The sequence below is a fragment of the Streptomyces sp. NPDC049541 genome (assembly GCF_044465725.1).
Lineage (GTDB): Bacteria > Actinomycetota > Actinomycetes > Streptomycetales > Streptomycetaceae > Streptomyces.
The window spans coordinates 13386-28526 of record NZ_JBITLY010000022.1; the positions used below are offsets into that span (position 1 = coordinate 13386).

The 15141-nt window shown below is 69.3% G+C and carries 16 protein-coding genes and 2 pseudogenes; 12 read left to right on the forward strand and 6 right to left on the reverse strand.

Annotated features, from left to right (window positions below; all coding sequences use genetic code 11):
* The first annotated feature begins 659 nt into the window (after positions 1-659).
* The 5 genes and pseudogenes from ACIBW9_RS41770 to ACIBW9_RS41790 all read left to right on the forward strand — a co-directional run bounded on the left by ACIBW9_RS41770 (position 660) and on the right by ACIBW9_RS41790 (position 3265).
* Positions 660-983, forward strand: coding sequence for a hypothetical protein (locus ACIBW9_RS41770; RefSeq protein WP_398963886.1), 324 nt, complete (start codon positions 660-662; stop codon positions 981-983).
* Positions 984-1080: 97 nt separating this feature from the next.
* On the forward strand, positions 1081-1458 hold the full coding sequence (locus ACIBW9_RS41775) for a hypothetical protein (protein WP_398963889.1): 378 nt from the start codon (positions 1081-1083) through the stop codon (positions 1456-1458).
* Between the two features lie 101 nt (positions 1459-1559).
* Positions 1560-2180: a cell envelope biogenesis protein OmpA gene (locus ACIBW9_RS41780; protein WP_398963892.1), complete on the forward strand. Its 621-nt coding sequence runs from the start codon at positions 1560-1562 to the stop codon at positions 2178-2180.
* A 28-nt stretch (positions 2181-2208) separates the two neighbouring features.
* Positions 2209-2346: pseudogene (locus tag ACIBW9_RS41785) on the forward strand (IS5/IS1182 family transposase); the annotation flags it as partial.
* A 622-nt stretch (positions 2347-2968) separates the two neighbouring features.
* A complete protein-coding gene (locus ACIBW9_RS41790; protein WP_398963894.1) occupies positions 2969-3265 on the forward strand; it encodes a hypothetical protein in 297 nt (98 codons plus the stop codon).
* 186 nt (positions 3266-3451) lie between these two features.
* On the opposite strand, the gene ACIBW9_RS41795 is transcribed toward ACIBW9_RS41790, so the two are convergent.
* The 5 genes from ACIBW9_RS41795 to ACIBW9_RS41815 all read right to left on the reverse strand — a co-directional run bounded on the left by ACIBW9_RS41795 (position 3452) and on the right by ACIBW9_RS41815 (position 6702).
* Entirely contained in the window at positions 3452-3844 is a 393-nt protein-coding gene (locus tag ACIBW9_RS41795; protein WP_398963897.1) for a nuclear transport factor 2 family protein, read from the reverse strand.
* 223 nt (positions 3845-4067) lie between these two features.
* Positions 4068-5153: a LuxR C-terminal-related transcriptional regulator gene (locus tag ACIBW9_RS41800; protein ID WP_398963900.1), complete on the reverse strand. Its 1086-nt coding sequence runs from the start codon at positions 5151-5153 to the stop codon at positions 4068-4070.
* Between the two features lie 10 nt (positions 5154-5163).
* The gene (locus ACIBW9_RS41805; protein WP_398963903.1) at positions 5164-5595 is read right to left on the reverse strand and encodes an ester cyclase; all 432 of its coding nucleotides are present in this window, start codon (positions 5593-5595) and stop codon (positions 5164-5166) included.
* A 415-nt stretch (positions 5596-6010) separates the two neighbouring features.
* On the reverse strand, positions 6011-6139 hold the full coding sequence (locus ACIBW9_RS41810; RefSeq protein WP_398963906.1) for a hypothetical protein: 129 nt from the start codon (positions 6137-6139) through the stop codon (positions 6011-6013).
* Between the two features lie 14 nt (positions 6140-6153).
* Positions 6154-6702, reverse strand: a complete 549-nt coding sequence (locus tag ACIBW9_RS41815; RefSeq protein ID WP_398963909.1) for a hypothetical protein — start codon at positions 6700-6702, stop codon at positions 6154-6156.
* Positions 6703-7050: 348 nt separating this feature from the next.
* On the opposite strand from ACIBW9_RS41815, the gene ACIBW9_RS41820 reads away from it, so the two are divergent.
* The 3 genes and pseudogenes from ACIBW9_RS41820 to ACIBW9_RS41830 all read left to right on the forward strand — a co-directional run.
* A complete protein-coding gene (locus tag ACIBW9_RS41820; protein ID WP_398963912.1) occupies positions 7051-7467 on the forward strand; it encodes a single-stranded DNA-binding protein in 417 nt (138 codons plus the stop codon).
* 179 nt (positions 7468-7646) lie between these two features.
* The gene (locus ACIBW9_RS41825; RefSeq protein WP_398963915.1) at positions 7647-7871 is read left to right on the forward strand and encodes a hypothetical protein; all 225 of its coding nucleotides are present in this window, start codon (positions 7647-7649) and stop codon (positions 7869-7871) included.
* Positions 7872-7889: 18 nt separating this feature from the next.
* Positions 7890-8492, forward strand: a pseudogene (locus ACIBW9_RS41830) (DNA-processing protein DprA); the annotation flags it as partial.
* Positions 8493-8755: 263 nt separating this feature from the next.
* Here ACIBW9_RS41830 and ACIBW9_RS41835 read toward each other — a convergent pair.
* Positions 8756-8956, reverse strand: a complete 201-nt coding sequence (locus tag ACIBW9_RS41835; RefSeq protein WP_398963917.1) for a hypothetical protein — start codon at positions 8954-8956, stop codon at positions 8756-8758.
* A 123-nt stretch (positions 8957-9079) separates the two neighbouring features.
* Here ACIBW9_RS41835 and ACIBW9_RS41840 point away from each other — a divergent pair, with 123 nt between their 5' ends.
* The 4 genes from ACIBW9_RS41840 (at position 9080) to ACIBW9_RS41855 (ending at position 15058) form a co-directional block, all read left to right on the forward strand.
* Entirely contained in the window at positions 9080-12346 is a 3267-nt protein-coding gene (locus tag ACIBW9_RS41840; protein ID WP_398963920.1) for a tetratricopeptide repeat protein, read from the forward strand.
* 444 nt (positions 12347-12790) lie between these two features.
* Positions 12791-13144, forward strand: a complete 354-nt coding sequence (locus ACIBW9_RS41845) for a hypothetical protein (protein ID WP_398963922.1) — start codon at positions 12791-12793, stop codon at positions 13142-13144.
* A 109-nt stretch (positions 13145-13253) separates the two neighbouring features.
* Positions 13254-14159 (forward strand): helix-turn-helix transcriptional regulator, encoded by a 906-nt coding sequence (locus tag ACIBW9_RS41850; protein ID WP_398963925.1) that lies wholly within the window; start codon positions 13254-13256, stop codon positions 14157-14159.
* Positions 14160-14554: 395 nt separating this feature from the next.
* Positions 14555-15058 (forward strand): hypothetical protein, encoded by a 504-nt coding sequence (locus ACIBW9_RS41855; RefSeq protein WP_398963928.1) that lies wholly within the window; start codon positions 14555-14557, stop codon positions 15056-15058.
* The last annotated feature ends 83 nt before the right edge of the window (positions 15059-15141 follow it).

The following is a 15141-nucleotide window of genomic DNA, read 5'->3' on the forward strand; positions in this document are numbered from 1 at the left end:
AGCCGGACAAGACGGCCGAGGACGAGGCCAAGGCCGCCGAGCGGGCCCGCACCACCGCGTGCAACCGGGCCTGGAAGGCCGCAGCCGGACCCAGGCAGGAGTTCGTCTCCCGGCTGGTGCGCGGCAGCAAGGCCCTGCCGGAGGAGGCCTGGAAGTTCGCCGCCTCGGTGCTGCTGGACCTGCCCCGCTTCTACGGCAAGTGGGCAGGGCTGCAGGAGGCCGAGGACGTCGCGGCGCTGCTCGGCGTGAAGCTGCCCGAGACACCGTTCGAGCGGGTGCGCCTGTCGGAGCTGGTCACCGTCTCCAAGGCCCGGCTGCCGCACGTGCTGTTCGCGCACGTCGCCGCCGCATTCGAGCGCGACATGCGCGAACCGAAGGGCTGGAACGACGCCCGGATGACCGTCCGCTTCCTGTGGGAGGACCTCACCCCCCAGCAGGCCGCCTACCTGCTGCTCCTGGAGAAGCTCGGTCAGGACGACAAGGGCTCCTACCGGCTGTCCGAGGTCGAGGAACAGGCAGTCGCCGCCCACCGGGGCGAGGACGCCGACGCCACCGACGAGGCCTGAGCCGCACAGCCAGACCACGCACGCAGGACGGCCGGGCACCGACGGTGCCCGGCCCCGCACCCGACGCTCACTCACGACCACACGGAGTCCCTCATGTCCACCTCCGGTCCTGCGGAACCCGCGCCGAGTCAGCGAGACCAGCCGCTCACCCTTGCTGTGCTGCGCCGCCTGGTCGGCAACGACTGGGCACGCCTTCCCGGCAGCACCCTGGTCGTGCTCTCCATCGACCCCGAGGGCAACGGCTACTCGCCGTTCAGCACGTACACGCACGCTCGCTACGCCCCCGAAGCCGAAGAGCTGCGCGGCGAGATCTACCCGCTGGAGAGCGAACTCGCCCGGGACGCGGAACTGCGCAGGCTCTACCCGCAGATCCCCCCAAACGCCGTCGCCGCGCTGGTGCTCTATCCACTCGGCTGACCGGCCCCCACCCGGCCCGCCGTCCGGCGGCCGGATTCCTCCACCGGGCGCACGAGACGCCCGGACCACCCCACCGAACAGAAGAGGGGACACACCCATGCCCACCCTTGCCGAGATCCGCGCGTTCGTCGGCGGGCTGTCCGAAGTCGGCGCCCTGGTCGCCGTCCAGGAGGCAGCCGCCGCCCGCCTGGTCGAACTCGACGCTGCCAGGCGCCCGGAAATCTTCCCGGGCCGCATCGGACGCATCAACACCACGATCACCCCGGCCTGCCTGCGCCGCCTGAGCGGCACCGTCGGCAAGCCCAACAAGACGGGCAGCCGCTTCGACTTCGTCCTGGACGAGGAGTCCACCGCGCAGTTGCGCCGGGACCCGCACAACACCCGCTTCACCGTCCCCGAGGGCGAGAAGCGCTACCGCATCCCGAAACTCCCGGCCTCCTGCATCGAGCTCACCGACACCCCGGCCGACTCCTGACCGCCCCGGAGACTCGGGGGCAGCGCGCCGAGCGCTGCCCCCGGCCCAGGCCCCGCCATCCCGTCCTTGCCCGCAACTCCCACGAAGGGGGCGTGAATTCCATGAGCCGCGCAATCCCCGTGCGCTGCCTGGCCCGGCCGCTGGCCGGCCGACTGGTCGTGCCGTACGTATCCCTGATCCACAACGGGCACGCCGTATTCGGCAGCCTCGACGCCGACCGTGCCCGGCACGCCTTCCTCCAGCGCCTGTGCCAGATCTGCTCCCAGCCGCTCGAAGATCGGTTCTTCGTCATCGTCCGCCCCGCCGACCAGCAGCAGGGCCACTCTCCCGAACCCGCGCTCCACCCGGAGTGCCACCCCTACACCGCGGCGAACTGCCCGATGCTCAACGGCACCGCCACCCACTACCGCTCCCGCCCGGTGCTCTCCTCCCATCCCGCCGCCCGCCCCTGCCCCGACCCGTCGTGCCCGTGCCCCGAGCTGACGCCGGACAAGGGGCACACCGCCCGCAGCGGACGTCCCGCCGACCGGTTCGAGGCATGGATGATCGCTACCCGGAACTACCAGCTGGTGTTCCGTCCGGACGCGCCTGACGTCCCGGTCGGGATCAGCCTGAACGTTCCCATCCTGCGCACACGCCTCCTGCGTGAGGCCGTCCTGCCCGCCGACCACGCCGCCCTGCTCGACCTGCTGCGCGCCGCCCTGGGACTGGAGCAGCCCTAGGCAGTGTCCGATGGGTCTGGTGACTGAGCAGCGCCGCAACGAGGTAGAACGAACGATCAACCAGCTCAAGAGTTTCCGCGCGGTGGCGACCCGCTTCGACAGGCGGGCCTACACCTTCCACGGCACGGTCACCGTCGCCGCTGTCCGGTTATGGCTCCACCATTGACCAGTTGGCAGTCACTGCAACAGCTTCGGTAGGCACCCGGGGAGTGTGGCGAGAAGAGTCATGGGGTCGCTGAAGGAACCCACCACACAGGTCAAGGCGTCTCCGATACTCCTGGGTGCGGCGGAGGGCGCAGAGGCGGCACTAGCAGGGGTGACCACCACCCCGAGGAACACGATGGCTCCAACGGCGACAGCAACGGTGCGACGCATAAACTCCCCTTCATTTAAGGGACCTTGGCTGAGCTATGCCTTTCCACGGGTGACGATCCGCACGCTCTGTCTCCCCCATGTGGGTTTGCTGTATCGATCCACCATCCTTCTGTTCGAAGGCGCCACGCGCCCAGAGAGACCCGCTCCTTACACATGGCTGGCGTCTTTGCCACCTGACCCGTCGGACACGCCCTTAGGAGCGCAGCCGCCGCAGACTCCGTGTTGGGTCAGGGAGCCAACGATGGTGAAGCTCTCCGGGAGCGACCATGGCGGGCACGATGGATCAGTCGCCTGGCCTTTCGATCGCCTCCCAGGACGGCTTCACTCGTCCGCCCTAGACCAGCGCGCGACGGTTCCCGGGGGATGCTCGACTGGTGCTCGTCCGATTCCGCATTCCCGCACAGGAGTCCGCTGTGGCGATCATCGCCGTATTCGATATGCCTGGCATGACGCAGGCCATGTACGAGCAGGGCACCAACCACATCACCGGCGGTCGCGGGGGCGTCAAGAAGGCGTCCGACTGGCCCGTCCCGGGCCTGATCTCACACGCGGCCGGCCCCACGCCGAACGGCTGGCTGGTCGTGGACGTCTGGGAGTCGGAGGACGCCTTCCAAAAGTTCGGGGAGGTTCTCATGCCGATGCTCAAGGAGGTTGGTGCCCCGGACGTTCAGCCGAAGATCTATCCCGCGTTCAACGTCGTCACCTCCTGACCGCGACTGCTGCACTCGCGACTGCCACCGCTCCTCGGATGCGGTGCCAGTCGCCCCGGTTGGGGAGTCCGTTCGGCGAGGCGGCGGCTCCGATGCAGGGCCAGGGCTCTCCGTGTGTGGGCCGTTGGCGCGGGCGCGATCATCCCTGCCGGGCTGGAAGGGCCGCGCCCGGGGCCAGCTGGAGGTTCACGAGGACCAGAAGGCGTCCTCGGCCTCCTGGTCGCCCTGGAACTCGCGGAACTCCACGGCCTTCCCAGCGACGACCCGCCAGACGTGGACCTCCGGGGAGGACCAGGACTTGCCGTGCCGCTCGGCCGACACCTCACTGAGGACCACGACCCGCTCCCCGTCGGCGAGGATCTCGTCGGCCAGGACCTTGAGGGTCCCGCCGGAAAGCTCCATGCACAGGCCGAAGAACTTCAAGACGCCGTCGGGGCCGTGGTAGTCGCCGGACAGCGGGCTGTGCCCGGGGACGTGCCACGTGATGTCGGGGTCGAAGAGCTCAAGGACAGCGGGGATGTCGCCTTCGGCGAAGGCACGGTAACCCCGTCCGATCAGTTCAGCATTCGCATTCGTCATGGTGGATCCTTTGATCGCTTCCCCCCGTGCGGCTCGGCAGTTAATCGCCTGCCATTCAGCGCAATTGCTTGGGCCGTCCCAGGGTTCCCGCACCGTGAGAAAGTCAGCGGGGAACATCCCGGGCTACTGACACGGCACCTCGGGTTCGGCCCTTCTCAGCCTACGTGGCTGTCGTGCTGCGGACACCTGCAGACTGAGGGCGCAGCAATTCCCGTCCGGTCGTTCACTCCTCCTGGCTCGGGCGGTGCGAGGAGAGGAGCGCGGCGATGAGCTCCCGGCGGCTGTGGACTCCGAACCGGGCGAAGACGGCTGTCAGGTGCTCCTGGACGGTGTAGGCGGAAACGTGGAGCCGCTCCACGATCTCCCGGGTCGAGCAGCCCTCCAGCACAAGGGCGGTCACCCGGTTCTGCGCCGGGGTGAGGCCGTGCGCGGCCAGGACGAGGGATCCGATCTCGGTGGCGGGGGCAGGTTCGACGATCACTGCGATCTGCTCCCCCGCAGGGCCTCGCAGCCGGGTGGCGTGCAGAGACAGCCACTGACCGTCGCCCGTCGGCAGCCGGACAGATCCCTGGCGGTCCGCCGCGGCCGATCCCGGCACCTCCTCGGGTGTGGCCAGGTGCGCGGCGACGGAGTACACGGGCAGGGGAAGTCCCACGATCCGGGGGCCGGGCAGCCGGGCGAGCCACTGCTCTGCGTCCGGGCTGATCGAGACGAGGGCGAGCTCCTGGTCGAGCACGATCACGCCGGGGGTGCCCGGTGTGGCGGGCCCCTCTCGCCTCAGCGCCTCCTGGACGACGGTACGGCGCAGGCCCTCGGCCAGGTGCGGGGCGATCTTCCTCAGCACCTCGAGGTCCTGGCCGCAGAAGCCGGCCCGCCCGTCGGCCCGATGCAGGCACAGCACGCCCCAGCAGTCGTGTCCGGCGATCAGGGCGGCCCGCAGCTCGTCCCCCAGGCCCAGGCCCGCCATGATCTCCCGGTAGCGGGCGCTCTCGGAGCGCTGACCACGAGTGGCCCGGTCCAACGACATGACCGTGTCGGGCCCGCGGGCGAGCGCGGTGAACTTGTTGACGTCTTCGCGCCCGTACTCGTTGTCCAGGAAGAGGGACCCGGCGCCGTCCAAGGGCTCCTGGGCCGCCACCGAGGTGAACAGCAGGGTCGCAGGATCGACGGACGCGAAGAAGACGGCCTCCAGAGGGAGGATGTCCGGCAACCGGTGCAGCACCTCGAGGGTGAGCTCGGGCAGGGCCAGGCCTGCGTAGCAGCGGTCGATCAGCCGCTCGACGCGTCGCTCCCGGATGCCGGTGGCCATGACATCGACGCTACGCCGAGGCCGGCGTCGGCACGAGCCCGAGCCGGCGCAACAGTCCGAGATCGTCCAGACGGCCCCAGCGCTCCACGATCCGGCCGCCCCGGACCCGGAAGATGTTGATCCCCTTCAGGACCACGGTGCGCCCGTCACCCACGACGCCCATCACCTCGCCCTGGTGGGTGCCGGAGGCGGTGAACTGTTCGACCACCAGGTCTCCCTCGCCGACCAGGAGACCCAGGTCGGAATGCCAGTCCGGGAACCCCTGCCGGAACAGGGCGCCTGCCGCCCGCATGCCCTCCCGGCCCGGGCCGACGCCGACCGGCGGGTCGTGGTTGACGAAGTCCTCGGCGAGGTAGACGTCGACGGCCGACAGGTCGCCCCTGGTGAACAGCGCGTCGATGAAAGCGGTCACGGTCTGCTTGTTCTGCTCAATGGTGTCCATACGGAAAATCCTCGGCGCACCAAGTCGGCTCCGGAACCCCAACTCTTTGGGGTGTCCCGGCGCCCGGCTCAGGGTGCCAGCGCCAGTGCAGGCCCATGGGGGGCCTGCACTGCACACTTGAGGACCTCTGGGCAGTTCGGCAAGGACGAGAGATGCAAGCACTGCGAGCGTTTAGGCGGTACGGCGCGTTATCCACAGGCCGCTACGCGATCGCCGCTGCACCGTGTGCTGCTGCTCGGTTTGATCACGAGCACGGGGGTTCGTATGCCGTACGAGGTGGATCTGGCGGTCGCGGTAGAGGAGGCTCTGAAGGACCTTCCCGAGCAGGGCCACCAGGAGGTCATGGAGGTGATCGCGGCCGCTCTGGTCCAGCCCGGCTCATGGGGGTGGTTGCTCCAGGAGGCGTCGGGCGCTTTCAGTGCCAGCCGCAGGCGCGTGGCCTCGCCAGGCGGCGGCCCATCCGCGTGATCATCGACCGCTGGATCATCGCCTCACTGGTCGCCGGCAGCGGCTCGTACTCCCTGGCCAGACGCCTCGAATGCATCAGCCAGCTTGGAGTCAGCGGCAGTTGTACTCCACCGTCGAGCCGCCACCGACCGCGACGAACGCCACGCTGACGCGGGCGCCGCTGTAGGAGCCGGTGACGTGTACGGACTGGGACTGGCCGGCTTCCACCGTGCCGCCTGACGGGCTGACCTGTACCCCTGGGGAGACCGCGCCGAGCTTCCACTTGTACGCGTTGTACTGGCGGTTGTCGTACGTGCCGAGCGTGAGGTTCAGGTCGATCTGCCCGCAGTTGATGTACGGCGCGTTGGGGTAGTTGTTGTTCTCTGCGCCGTCGTCGGTGACCCGGAGCTGGCCGCCGTACTTGGCGTCGTCCGTGTTGCCGCCGGGCTTGGGTTTGCCGGGAGTGGTGCCCGGTTTCGGGGTGCTCTGCTTGCCGCCGCCCGTGCTGCCGCCGCTCGATCCGCCGCCCGACGAACCTCCGGCGTTCGACGAGGACTTGAAGTCATCGGTCACGTCGTCGATCCACTGCCGTACGTCGCTGTTGGCGTACGCGAACAGCGCGATCGCCAGCAACGCCACCAGTACCGCGAACTTCTTCATGGCCCCCCCACAGAAAGTCACCCGCCTGTCGCGGTCTGTTGTCAGCCCAGACGGCCGTGCCCGGAGCGCGGTTCCCCGGCCCCCGCGATCCGGATGTCACGAGTTGTCGACAGGGACGGGCGCGCACCCGACCAGGGTCGAGGGCGGCGCGGCGACCGACGGCGCGTTCGCGGGATGACGCCCAGGCGAGGACGAGCGAGCCGTAGGCCGAAGCCGACCCCTACGGGAGGGGTGTCTCCACGGTGAAGAAAAAGGGGATGACACCCCGCTCCGTTATTGGCATTATGGAACTTGCTTGGCTGGCTGCCGGGCACCGCCAGACCGTTCGTCGCATCGAGGAGTACCTCCATGAGCGGAGAGACCGCCGCTGTCATCCGCGGCCGCGTGTACGGGACCGTGCAGCTGCGCCACACCGAAGGCGGCACACCCGCCGCCCGGTTCACCGTGTTGCAGGTGCCGCGCGAGTACGACCGTGCCCGCGGGCAGTGGCGCGACGGCGAGCCGGTCCCGGTCATCTGCACCGTCACCGGGCCGTTGGCCCAGCACGCCGCCGAGTGCCTCACCGACGACGTGCACGTGATCGCCACCGGGAACCTGGCCCTGCGCGCGGGCCTGCTCCACCTCGACTCCGCCCAGGTCGGCGTGGACCTCGCCCACCACGTCGCCTACATCGATGACAACCCTGCCCGCCGTCCTCGCCGGACGTGCGCCCGCCCCGGCACCGCGTGCGGCCGCGGCGGCCCCCGGGCCCGCGCCCCGCGCTGAACCCCCGGCCGCAGTTCCCGCCCCCGCACCAGCTGACGACTGGTGGCAGTCGCCGCCGCGCCGCTCCTGGGACGCGGTCACCGCGCCCAGCCGCACCGGCCGCTGACCCCACCACTCGATCCTGCACCGCCCATCACGGCACCGGCATGCCCGCCGGCCGCCCTTCACGGAGGTACACCGTGCCCAGCACCGCCCTGTCCGAGCGCGCCGCCCGCGCCGCGCTCGCCGCCCACTTCCCGCCCCACCAGGTCGCCGCCCATCTCGCCCATCACCCCGCCCAGGAGGTCTGGCAATACGGCGTCGACCACGACGCCAGCGGCCGCCTGGCCCAGTACAAGCCGCGCGAGGAACTCGCCAACGCCCAGCTGACGTGCCAGTTCGTCATCCCGTCAGACGACGCGTGACCCGCCGCCCTCGCCGACCTCGGCTCCGACCGCCCGCTCGGTCTTTGGGTTCGCGGACACGAGCAGCTGCCCGAGCTGACCGCCCGGGCAGTTGCCGTGACCGGTAACCGGGCCGCCACCGCCGAGGCCCTCACCCGCACGAAGGCCTTCGCCACCGCCGTCGCCGAGGCCGGTCACACGGTCACCGCCACTCTCGCCTACGGCGTCGACTCAGCAGCCCACAGGGCCGCCGCCCAGGCCGGGCACCCGACGCTCGCCGTCCTGCCGCGTGGCCTGGACCGCGCCCATCCGCACGACCACGCCCAGCTGCTGAGCTCCATCCCCGCCAGCGGCGGCGCGGTGGTCAGCCTGTTCCGGCCCGGCACCCCGGCCAGCGGAGCAACGCTCCGGGCCAGCGCCGCCCTGCTCGCCGCGCTCGTGCGGGCGGTGGTGCTCGTCGAGGCCCTGGACCACGCCGAGGCGGCGATGCACACCGCCGAGGTCGCCGTCGACCTGAACCGGCCCGTGCTCGTCTCGCCCCCCACTGGCGACGTGCGCGCCGACGGCAACGTCCGCCTGCTCGCCGAGCAGCGCGCCGTCCTGGTCCCCGACCCCGCGCACGCGCTCGCCGAACTTCGCTGACCTGCCCAACCGCCTTTCCGTGCCCGGCTGTCCGGCCGGGCACGGCCCCCGGAAGGAGTGACGGAGGCCATGCCCCGCACCGCGTACACGCCGTCGCTGCCCGGCCTGAGCACCACCGACGACCTCGACACCGTCATCAACTGGGGCCTCGGCGCCGACTCCACCGCCTACCTCGCACGGATCCTCACCGACCCGACGCACACGGCACCGACCTGGAACGCACCCCCGTCCTGTACATGGCCACCGGCAAGGCCCTGCCAAGGTCAGTATGAGCAGACCGCGGCGAGGGCGGCGGTGACGGCGGCCGCAAGAGTGAGCACCGAGGCGAAGGTCACAGCGGCCTGCTTCAGCGAAGCGGGGTAGGTGGCGCCGTCCAGGCGGGCGAGTGTGGCCGCGCCGGCGGCAGCCAGCAGCGCGAGGACGATCACCAGTGCGGTAGTGAGCAGAACGACTACGACGAACACGGCAAGCTCCCTGTACACGGTGGCGTGTTGACGTAACCGAAGGTTGCGCAATGAGTGTTCGCCGGGGTTCGCCGGAACGAAGATGAACACTGGCGAACACATCACGACTCGGGGGCGAGCAAGGTGCACGACGAGCACACCCAACACAATCCGGCACTCACCGAACTACGCCGGAGACTGAGTGAGGGACTGGCCTGTGCCCGACTGACCAAGACGCAGCTCGCTGCAAAAGCAAAGCTGGGGCGTACAACCGTGCAGCAAGCCTTCCAGCCCGGTGGACCGGTGCCGTCGGCTGAGACAGTAGCGGCGGTGGCCCGCGCGCTGGCGCTGTCGACAGGGGAACTGCTGGAGCTGCAGCGGACCGCGGCCCAACCGACCGCCTTCGAGGGACCTGGCGAGGCGATCATCTCCGGGCAGTTGCCTGCGCACGTCGACCCGGCGCTGTTTACCGGCCGCGAAAACGACAAGCAGCGGCTGCTGGAGCTGCTGAGGCCAGGCCACAGCCAGCGGCCAGTGCTGGTGGCGGCAGTCACTGGACTGGCCGGCATCGGCAAGACCGAACTTGCCTTGCAGACCGCCCGGTGCGCGCTGTTGAAACCCGGCTGGTTCCCCGGTGGAGTGCTCTTTCGCGACCTGCACGGATACGATGCCCGCCGCCGCGTCTCCCCCAACGCGGCGCTGGACAGTCTGCTGCGCGCCCTTGGCATCCCCAGCAAACACATACCCAGTGACCTCGATGACCGAGCCGCGAAGTACCGGTCAGTGCTGAGCACATACGCCCGCCAGAACCAGCGCATGCTGGTGATCCTCGACAACGCCGCGACCGTCGCACAGGTCCAGCCACTGATACCCTCCGATGGAAGCACCGCAGTTCTGATCACTTCGCGCCACAACCTGGCTCTCGGACAACGCATTGAGCTCAACCTGCTGTCCCCCGAGGCCGCCGTCGACCTGATCCGCAAGTCGTCGCAGCAGGTTCACGACGCGAGCGACCCCCGCTTCGACCAAGGCCCCCATCACGCACGGCAGATCGCCCACCTGTGCGGATACTTGCCCCTGGCCCTGCAGATCGCCGCCGCCCTCCTTGCCGACACCCCCAGCCGTCCCCTTGCCTCCCTGAGCCAGTCCCTGTCCGACGTCCATCACCGACTGGACCAACTCACGCGCGAGGACCGCGCTGTCCGCGCCGCCTTGGACATGTCCTATAAGCACCTGAGCCAGCCCCAGGCCAGGATGTTGCGACTCGTCGCCCTCAACCCCGGCCCCGAACTGTCCACGGAGACAGCCGCTCACCTGGCCTCCGCCGACCACCTTCACACCCAGCAACTACTACAGGATCTCGCCCGGGCCCACTTGGTCGAACCCGGAGCTGTCTGGGAACGCTGGCGCCTGCACGACCTAGTGCGTATCTACGCGAGTGAACGCGCCGACGAGGAGCCCGCGACAGCAGATGACGTCAGGCGGCTTCTCACGTACTACCTGGAACGGGCAACGAGAGCCAACGACTACGTACTCGACCTGACGAACGTAACGCCTAGCGGCTTCCCAGATCGAACCCGGGCCCTCGCATGGCTGGACACAGAACGAGACAATCTGCTCGCTGCAGCAACGCTGGCGGAAAAAAAGGGACACTCCGACATTGCCCGGGACCTACCCATGGCCGTTGAGAAGTACCTCTCCACGCGTGGCTACCTAGAAGAGTGGCGTGCAAATGCCGCGCTCGCCGTCCGTGCAGCGCGCGACTTGAACGACCAGCGCGGAGCAGCACGCGCTGGCGTGGCGCTCAGCGACGCGCTGCGCGAGATGAATGCCATCGATGAAGCGATCGATGAGGCGCGCACGGCTGCGGAAATATTCCGCGGCCTTGATGACCGACCAGGTCAGGGTTCGGCCCTGCGTGCCCTCGCTATGGCCCTAGGGCGCGCTGGGCGCCACGAGGAGTCGCTCCGGATGTCCCAGCAAGCCATCCCTCTGCTGCGAAAAGGTTCCAACCAGCACATCGCAGCCGTAGCCCTCATGAATTACGGCGCTGAACTGCTGGACGTCGAAAGGTATAGCGAGGCTATCGATGCCTTGCAGGATGCTCTGGCTGTGCTATCCCAGACCAGTCGTAGCGTGGAATCTATCGCACTGATAAACCTCGCTGAAGCATTGGACGGCGTCGGGCGGCGGGCAGAAGCCATCAGCACCCTCCAACAGGCAATGGTGCGTGCTCTGGAAGCAGGCGGACGCTGGGAAACTGAGACTGCAGCGGCGGCGTCGTTTTTCCTGGCAATGATCCTTGAGGAGGACGAACAGCACCACCGGGCAAGCCTCTCGTTCCAGCAGGCTGCCGAGCTCTCCAAGGAGGCGGGCAATGCCAGTCGCGCAGCGGCGGCGTTCGCAGCCCTGGGGAAATGCCTGATAGCCCAGCAGCGCCATGAGGAGGCTGCGGGTGCGATCGGCGAGGCGATCGCCCTCACCCGCCGCAAGGCCGATGCCACCCCTGACGACCTCGGGCCGACACTGGCCGAGCTCCTAATGATCCTCAGCATTCCGCTCGTAGAACTGCGGCGCTTTGTCGACGCTGGCAACACCCTCCTCGAGGCCCTGGCCATCCTCCAGCGACTGACCGACGAGGATCCGCACACTCGCGAATCAGACCTGGCCCCAGCGGTAAAGATGCTCGCCGGGGTGCTTTCTCACTGCGACGACCAGTTGCCAGCGGCCTTGGAGTCCGCGGCAGAGGTAGTCGAGATCAACGCAGCCATCGTCCGCTTCCACCACCTCAGGAAGACCCGCGACCGCCACTTGGGCCCGGACCACCACGAAACCCTGGAAGCCCGGCACGAACTCGCCTGGTATTGGGGAGAGGCCGGGGATGCCGCGGGTGCAGTGGCCCGCTTCACCGATCTGCTGGCCGACCGGGAGCGGGTGCTGGGCCCCGACCACCCTCACACCCTCGCTACCCGCCGAGACCTCGTCTACTGGCGCGCGGAAGTTGGGGATGCCGCGGGTGCAGTGGCCCGCTTCACCGATCTGCTGGCCGACCAGGAACGGCTACTGGGCCCCGACGCCCCCGACACCCTCTCCACCCGGGGTAGCCTGGCGTACTGGCGCGGAGAGGCGGGAGATCCGGCGGGTGCCGTCGCTGGGTTCGCCCAGCTTCTCGCCGACCAGGAGCGGATACTCGGCCCTGACGACCCCCGCACCCTCGCCACCCGGCACAACCTCGCCTGGTATCGAGGGGAGTCTGGGGATCCAGCGGGTGCCACGGCGGCCCTAGCGAGACTTCTCGCCGACCAGGAGCGGGTACTCGGCTCAGACCACCCCGACACCCTTCACGCCCGGCACGACCTCGCTCACTGGCAACAGGAGGCAGGACAAGATGGCGATCACGGTGTCGGGTAACGATGGCGAGCCGAGCCTCGCCTGCGTGATGACGAACCCTGCCTTTCCGAAAAGGCCGCACCCGAGTTCTCCGACTGCTGCCCGTCCAAGCACAGCGCGGTCATGGACTCCTCTCCATTGGTCGGGCAATCGCGGCTGGCCGACCTGTACGCCGAGGTTGAGCGGGTGCGGGCGACAGCGCCCGCACAGACTGGCGCATTACTGACCTGATCCGGCACGCCGAGCAGCGCGGGGCGCCCGACCTGGGCATCGTCTGCCCGAACGACGGCCCGAAGTTCACCGGCCTCATGAAGAGCAGGTACGGGCGGCGCTGGAGAAGAAGCCCCGCAAGGAACCCGAAGGCCCGCCGCGCGCTGTGCGACGGTGCACCGTGCGCAGCTGATGGCCACCGTCCGCTGTACTCCTGCGCAGCGGGCGCCCCTACAGTGGATGGAGGAGATGACCATGGAGACGAACCCCACCGCCCTACTGCTTGAACTCGCCGCTCAGGCCCAGCGTGTGAGCGCCCCGGACAGGCTGCGCGACTTGCTGTCCAAGGGCCACCGCGCCTGGTGCGAGGGCGTCGCCGACGTCCGGGCCGGCGTGGACCGGGAGACCGCGAGCCTGTCCGACGCCGAGCTTGCCGAGCGGTGCGCCGATGCGTGCGTGCCGTGGGAGGAGGGGATGACGCGCGGCGAGGCGGTCGCCGCTCTTGCTTTCATGACGTGGGATGCCGCGCCGGCCGCGATGGCCTACACGGAGCTGGCAGAGCGTGCGGCCCGGTTCGGGGTGTGCCTGCTGGGCGAGGAAGTACTGTAGGCCGGTCTGGCGTCAGGCTGGACAGCAAACCCCTCTTTTGGCATTATCGAACATGTCGCGCTCGTCCGAGTGCCGGCACCGCCGTGCTGATCCTTCCAAAGGGGCCCTGATGTCTTCCGCCGACCGGCTCGTGGACACCGCGCAGATCGTGTCCGAGTTCGGCACGAGCAAGCCCCGCATCAGCGACTGGAGCAACAACCCGGACAGCGGCTTCCCCGCGGTCGCGCACACGGAGGGCCGCAAGCGGTTCTGGCGCCACGACGAGGTCGCCGCATTCTTCGCTCAGCGCGCCCCGAAGAAGAAGGCGCTGCCGGCCGCGGTCCTCGAGGCCGACCAGGACGAGCTGCTGACCAAGCGGGAAGTGGCCCAGCTTCTCGGCTACACCCGCACGTCGACCATCGACGGCTACTTCCGCGACCGGCCCGGATACTTCCCGGAGCCCGACGAGGACGTCGACGGCCCCATGTGGCGCCGCGGCACGATCGTGGCCTGGGTCGCCAGCCGCCCCGGCAAGGGCCGGCGCAGCTCCGCTCCGGCGGCAGCGCGGCCTGAGGTCTCGGCGGACGGCGACCCCGACGAGCTGCTCGGTACAGCCGAGGTCGCTGCGCTGCTCGGCTACGGCAGCCCGGCTTCCTTCTCCAGCGCCCTCTACCAGGGGCGCATCCCTGAACTGCCTGAGCCGGACGCCCAGGTGAAGGAGGAAGGAAGCCGCGGCCCGGCGCGCAAGAAGTGGCGACGGGCCACCGTCGTCGCCGTCGCCCGCAAGCGCGGTGTGCTGCCGCCGGCCGACCAGGACGAGAACGAGGACCTGGTCGGCGCCGCCGAGGCAGCCCGGATCCTCGGATACAACAACGCCGACAGCTTCATCAGCGCGCTCGGGCACGGACTCCTGCCCGACCTTGAGCAGCCCGACGGGTACGAGTACCGGCGCGGCAGCGCGGGCCGTCCCCGTCAGCAGCGCTGGAAACGCTCCCGCCTCGAGGACCTGGCCGCCCGCCGCTCCTCACCGTCCTGACTGCACCTCGACCAACCGCGTCGCAGGCGGGATACCGTAAGACCGCGGCCTCTGGTTTAAGGGATCGACGAACTCCCGGCGGGCCAGACGCCGCACGATGGCCGGTACGGAGAGGCCAGCCACCCCTCCACCGCGAAGCCACACGGCTTCGCGGAACCGGCCATCGCTACGGATCCTCGTCTGTTGAGCGTGCTGAGGGGCGCCCGGCACGCAGGACGCTGCAGGGGCGCTGTCAGTGCGTTGTAGGACGATGGGCACTCACGACGGACGTCCCTCCACCACAGGGGTTTTCATGCTGGCGATAGCCGTACTCGACCCCGGACCTTCCGGAAGAGGTATGGAGCCTCCTCTTCGACGGTGAACCCCGCAATCTGTCCCGCCCCGATCCCTCAGCGGTGCCTTGGTGGGCCCGCCGGGAGCGGCGCCGCCTGCAACTCCTCCGCGATGCCCGGGACCGGTACATCACCGACGATGAACTGCCCCGCGACGCCGTCGTCATCATGAACCGACTGCACCGCCCCATGATGACGATCCCCGCCTCCGCCGTGTACGCCCACGGGCTGATCGACCCGCACGGCGTCAAGATTGCGCGGGCACAGGAGTGGCAGATCGCCAAGGCACTGCGCGACGGCAGCCCCCACCCGACCCGGGCTGTCATCAACCAATGGGCCGCCGCCCTGGAGGAGTACGTCGCCCGGGTCGAACACGCCGACGAGTGCCTGCGCGCGCTACAAGAGTTCCGCACCTTCACCAGCGGCGACGAGGTACTGGCCTACCTTGCTGCCCCAGCGGCAAACAACGCTCCTGTCGGCGAAGCCGCCGCAGCCGCTGCACTGACCGCCGCGCTCGAAGCCGCGAACAACGCCGCCCCAGACGAACCCCCAATCCACACCATCTGACGCCTTCCTGCCAACGGCTCCAGAGACCGCCGCGATCGCGGCGCTTCCGATGCCGTCGCCCGGCCAGCAGCCGACGCAGCTCC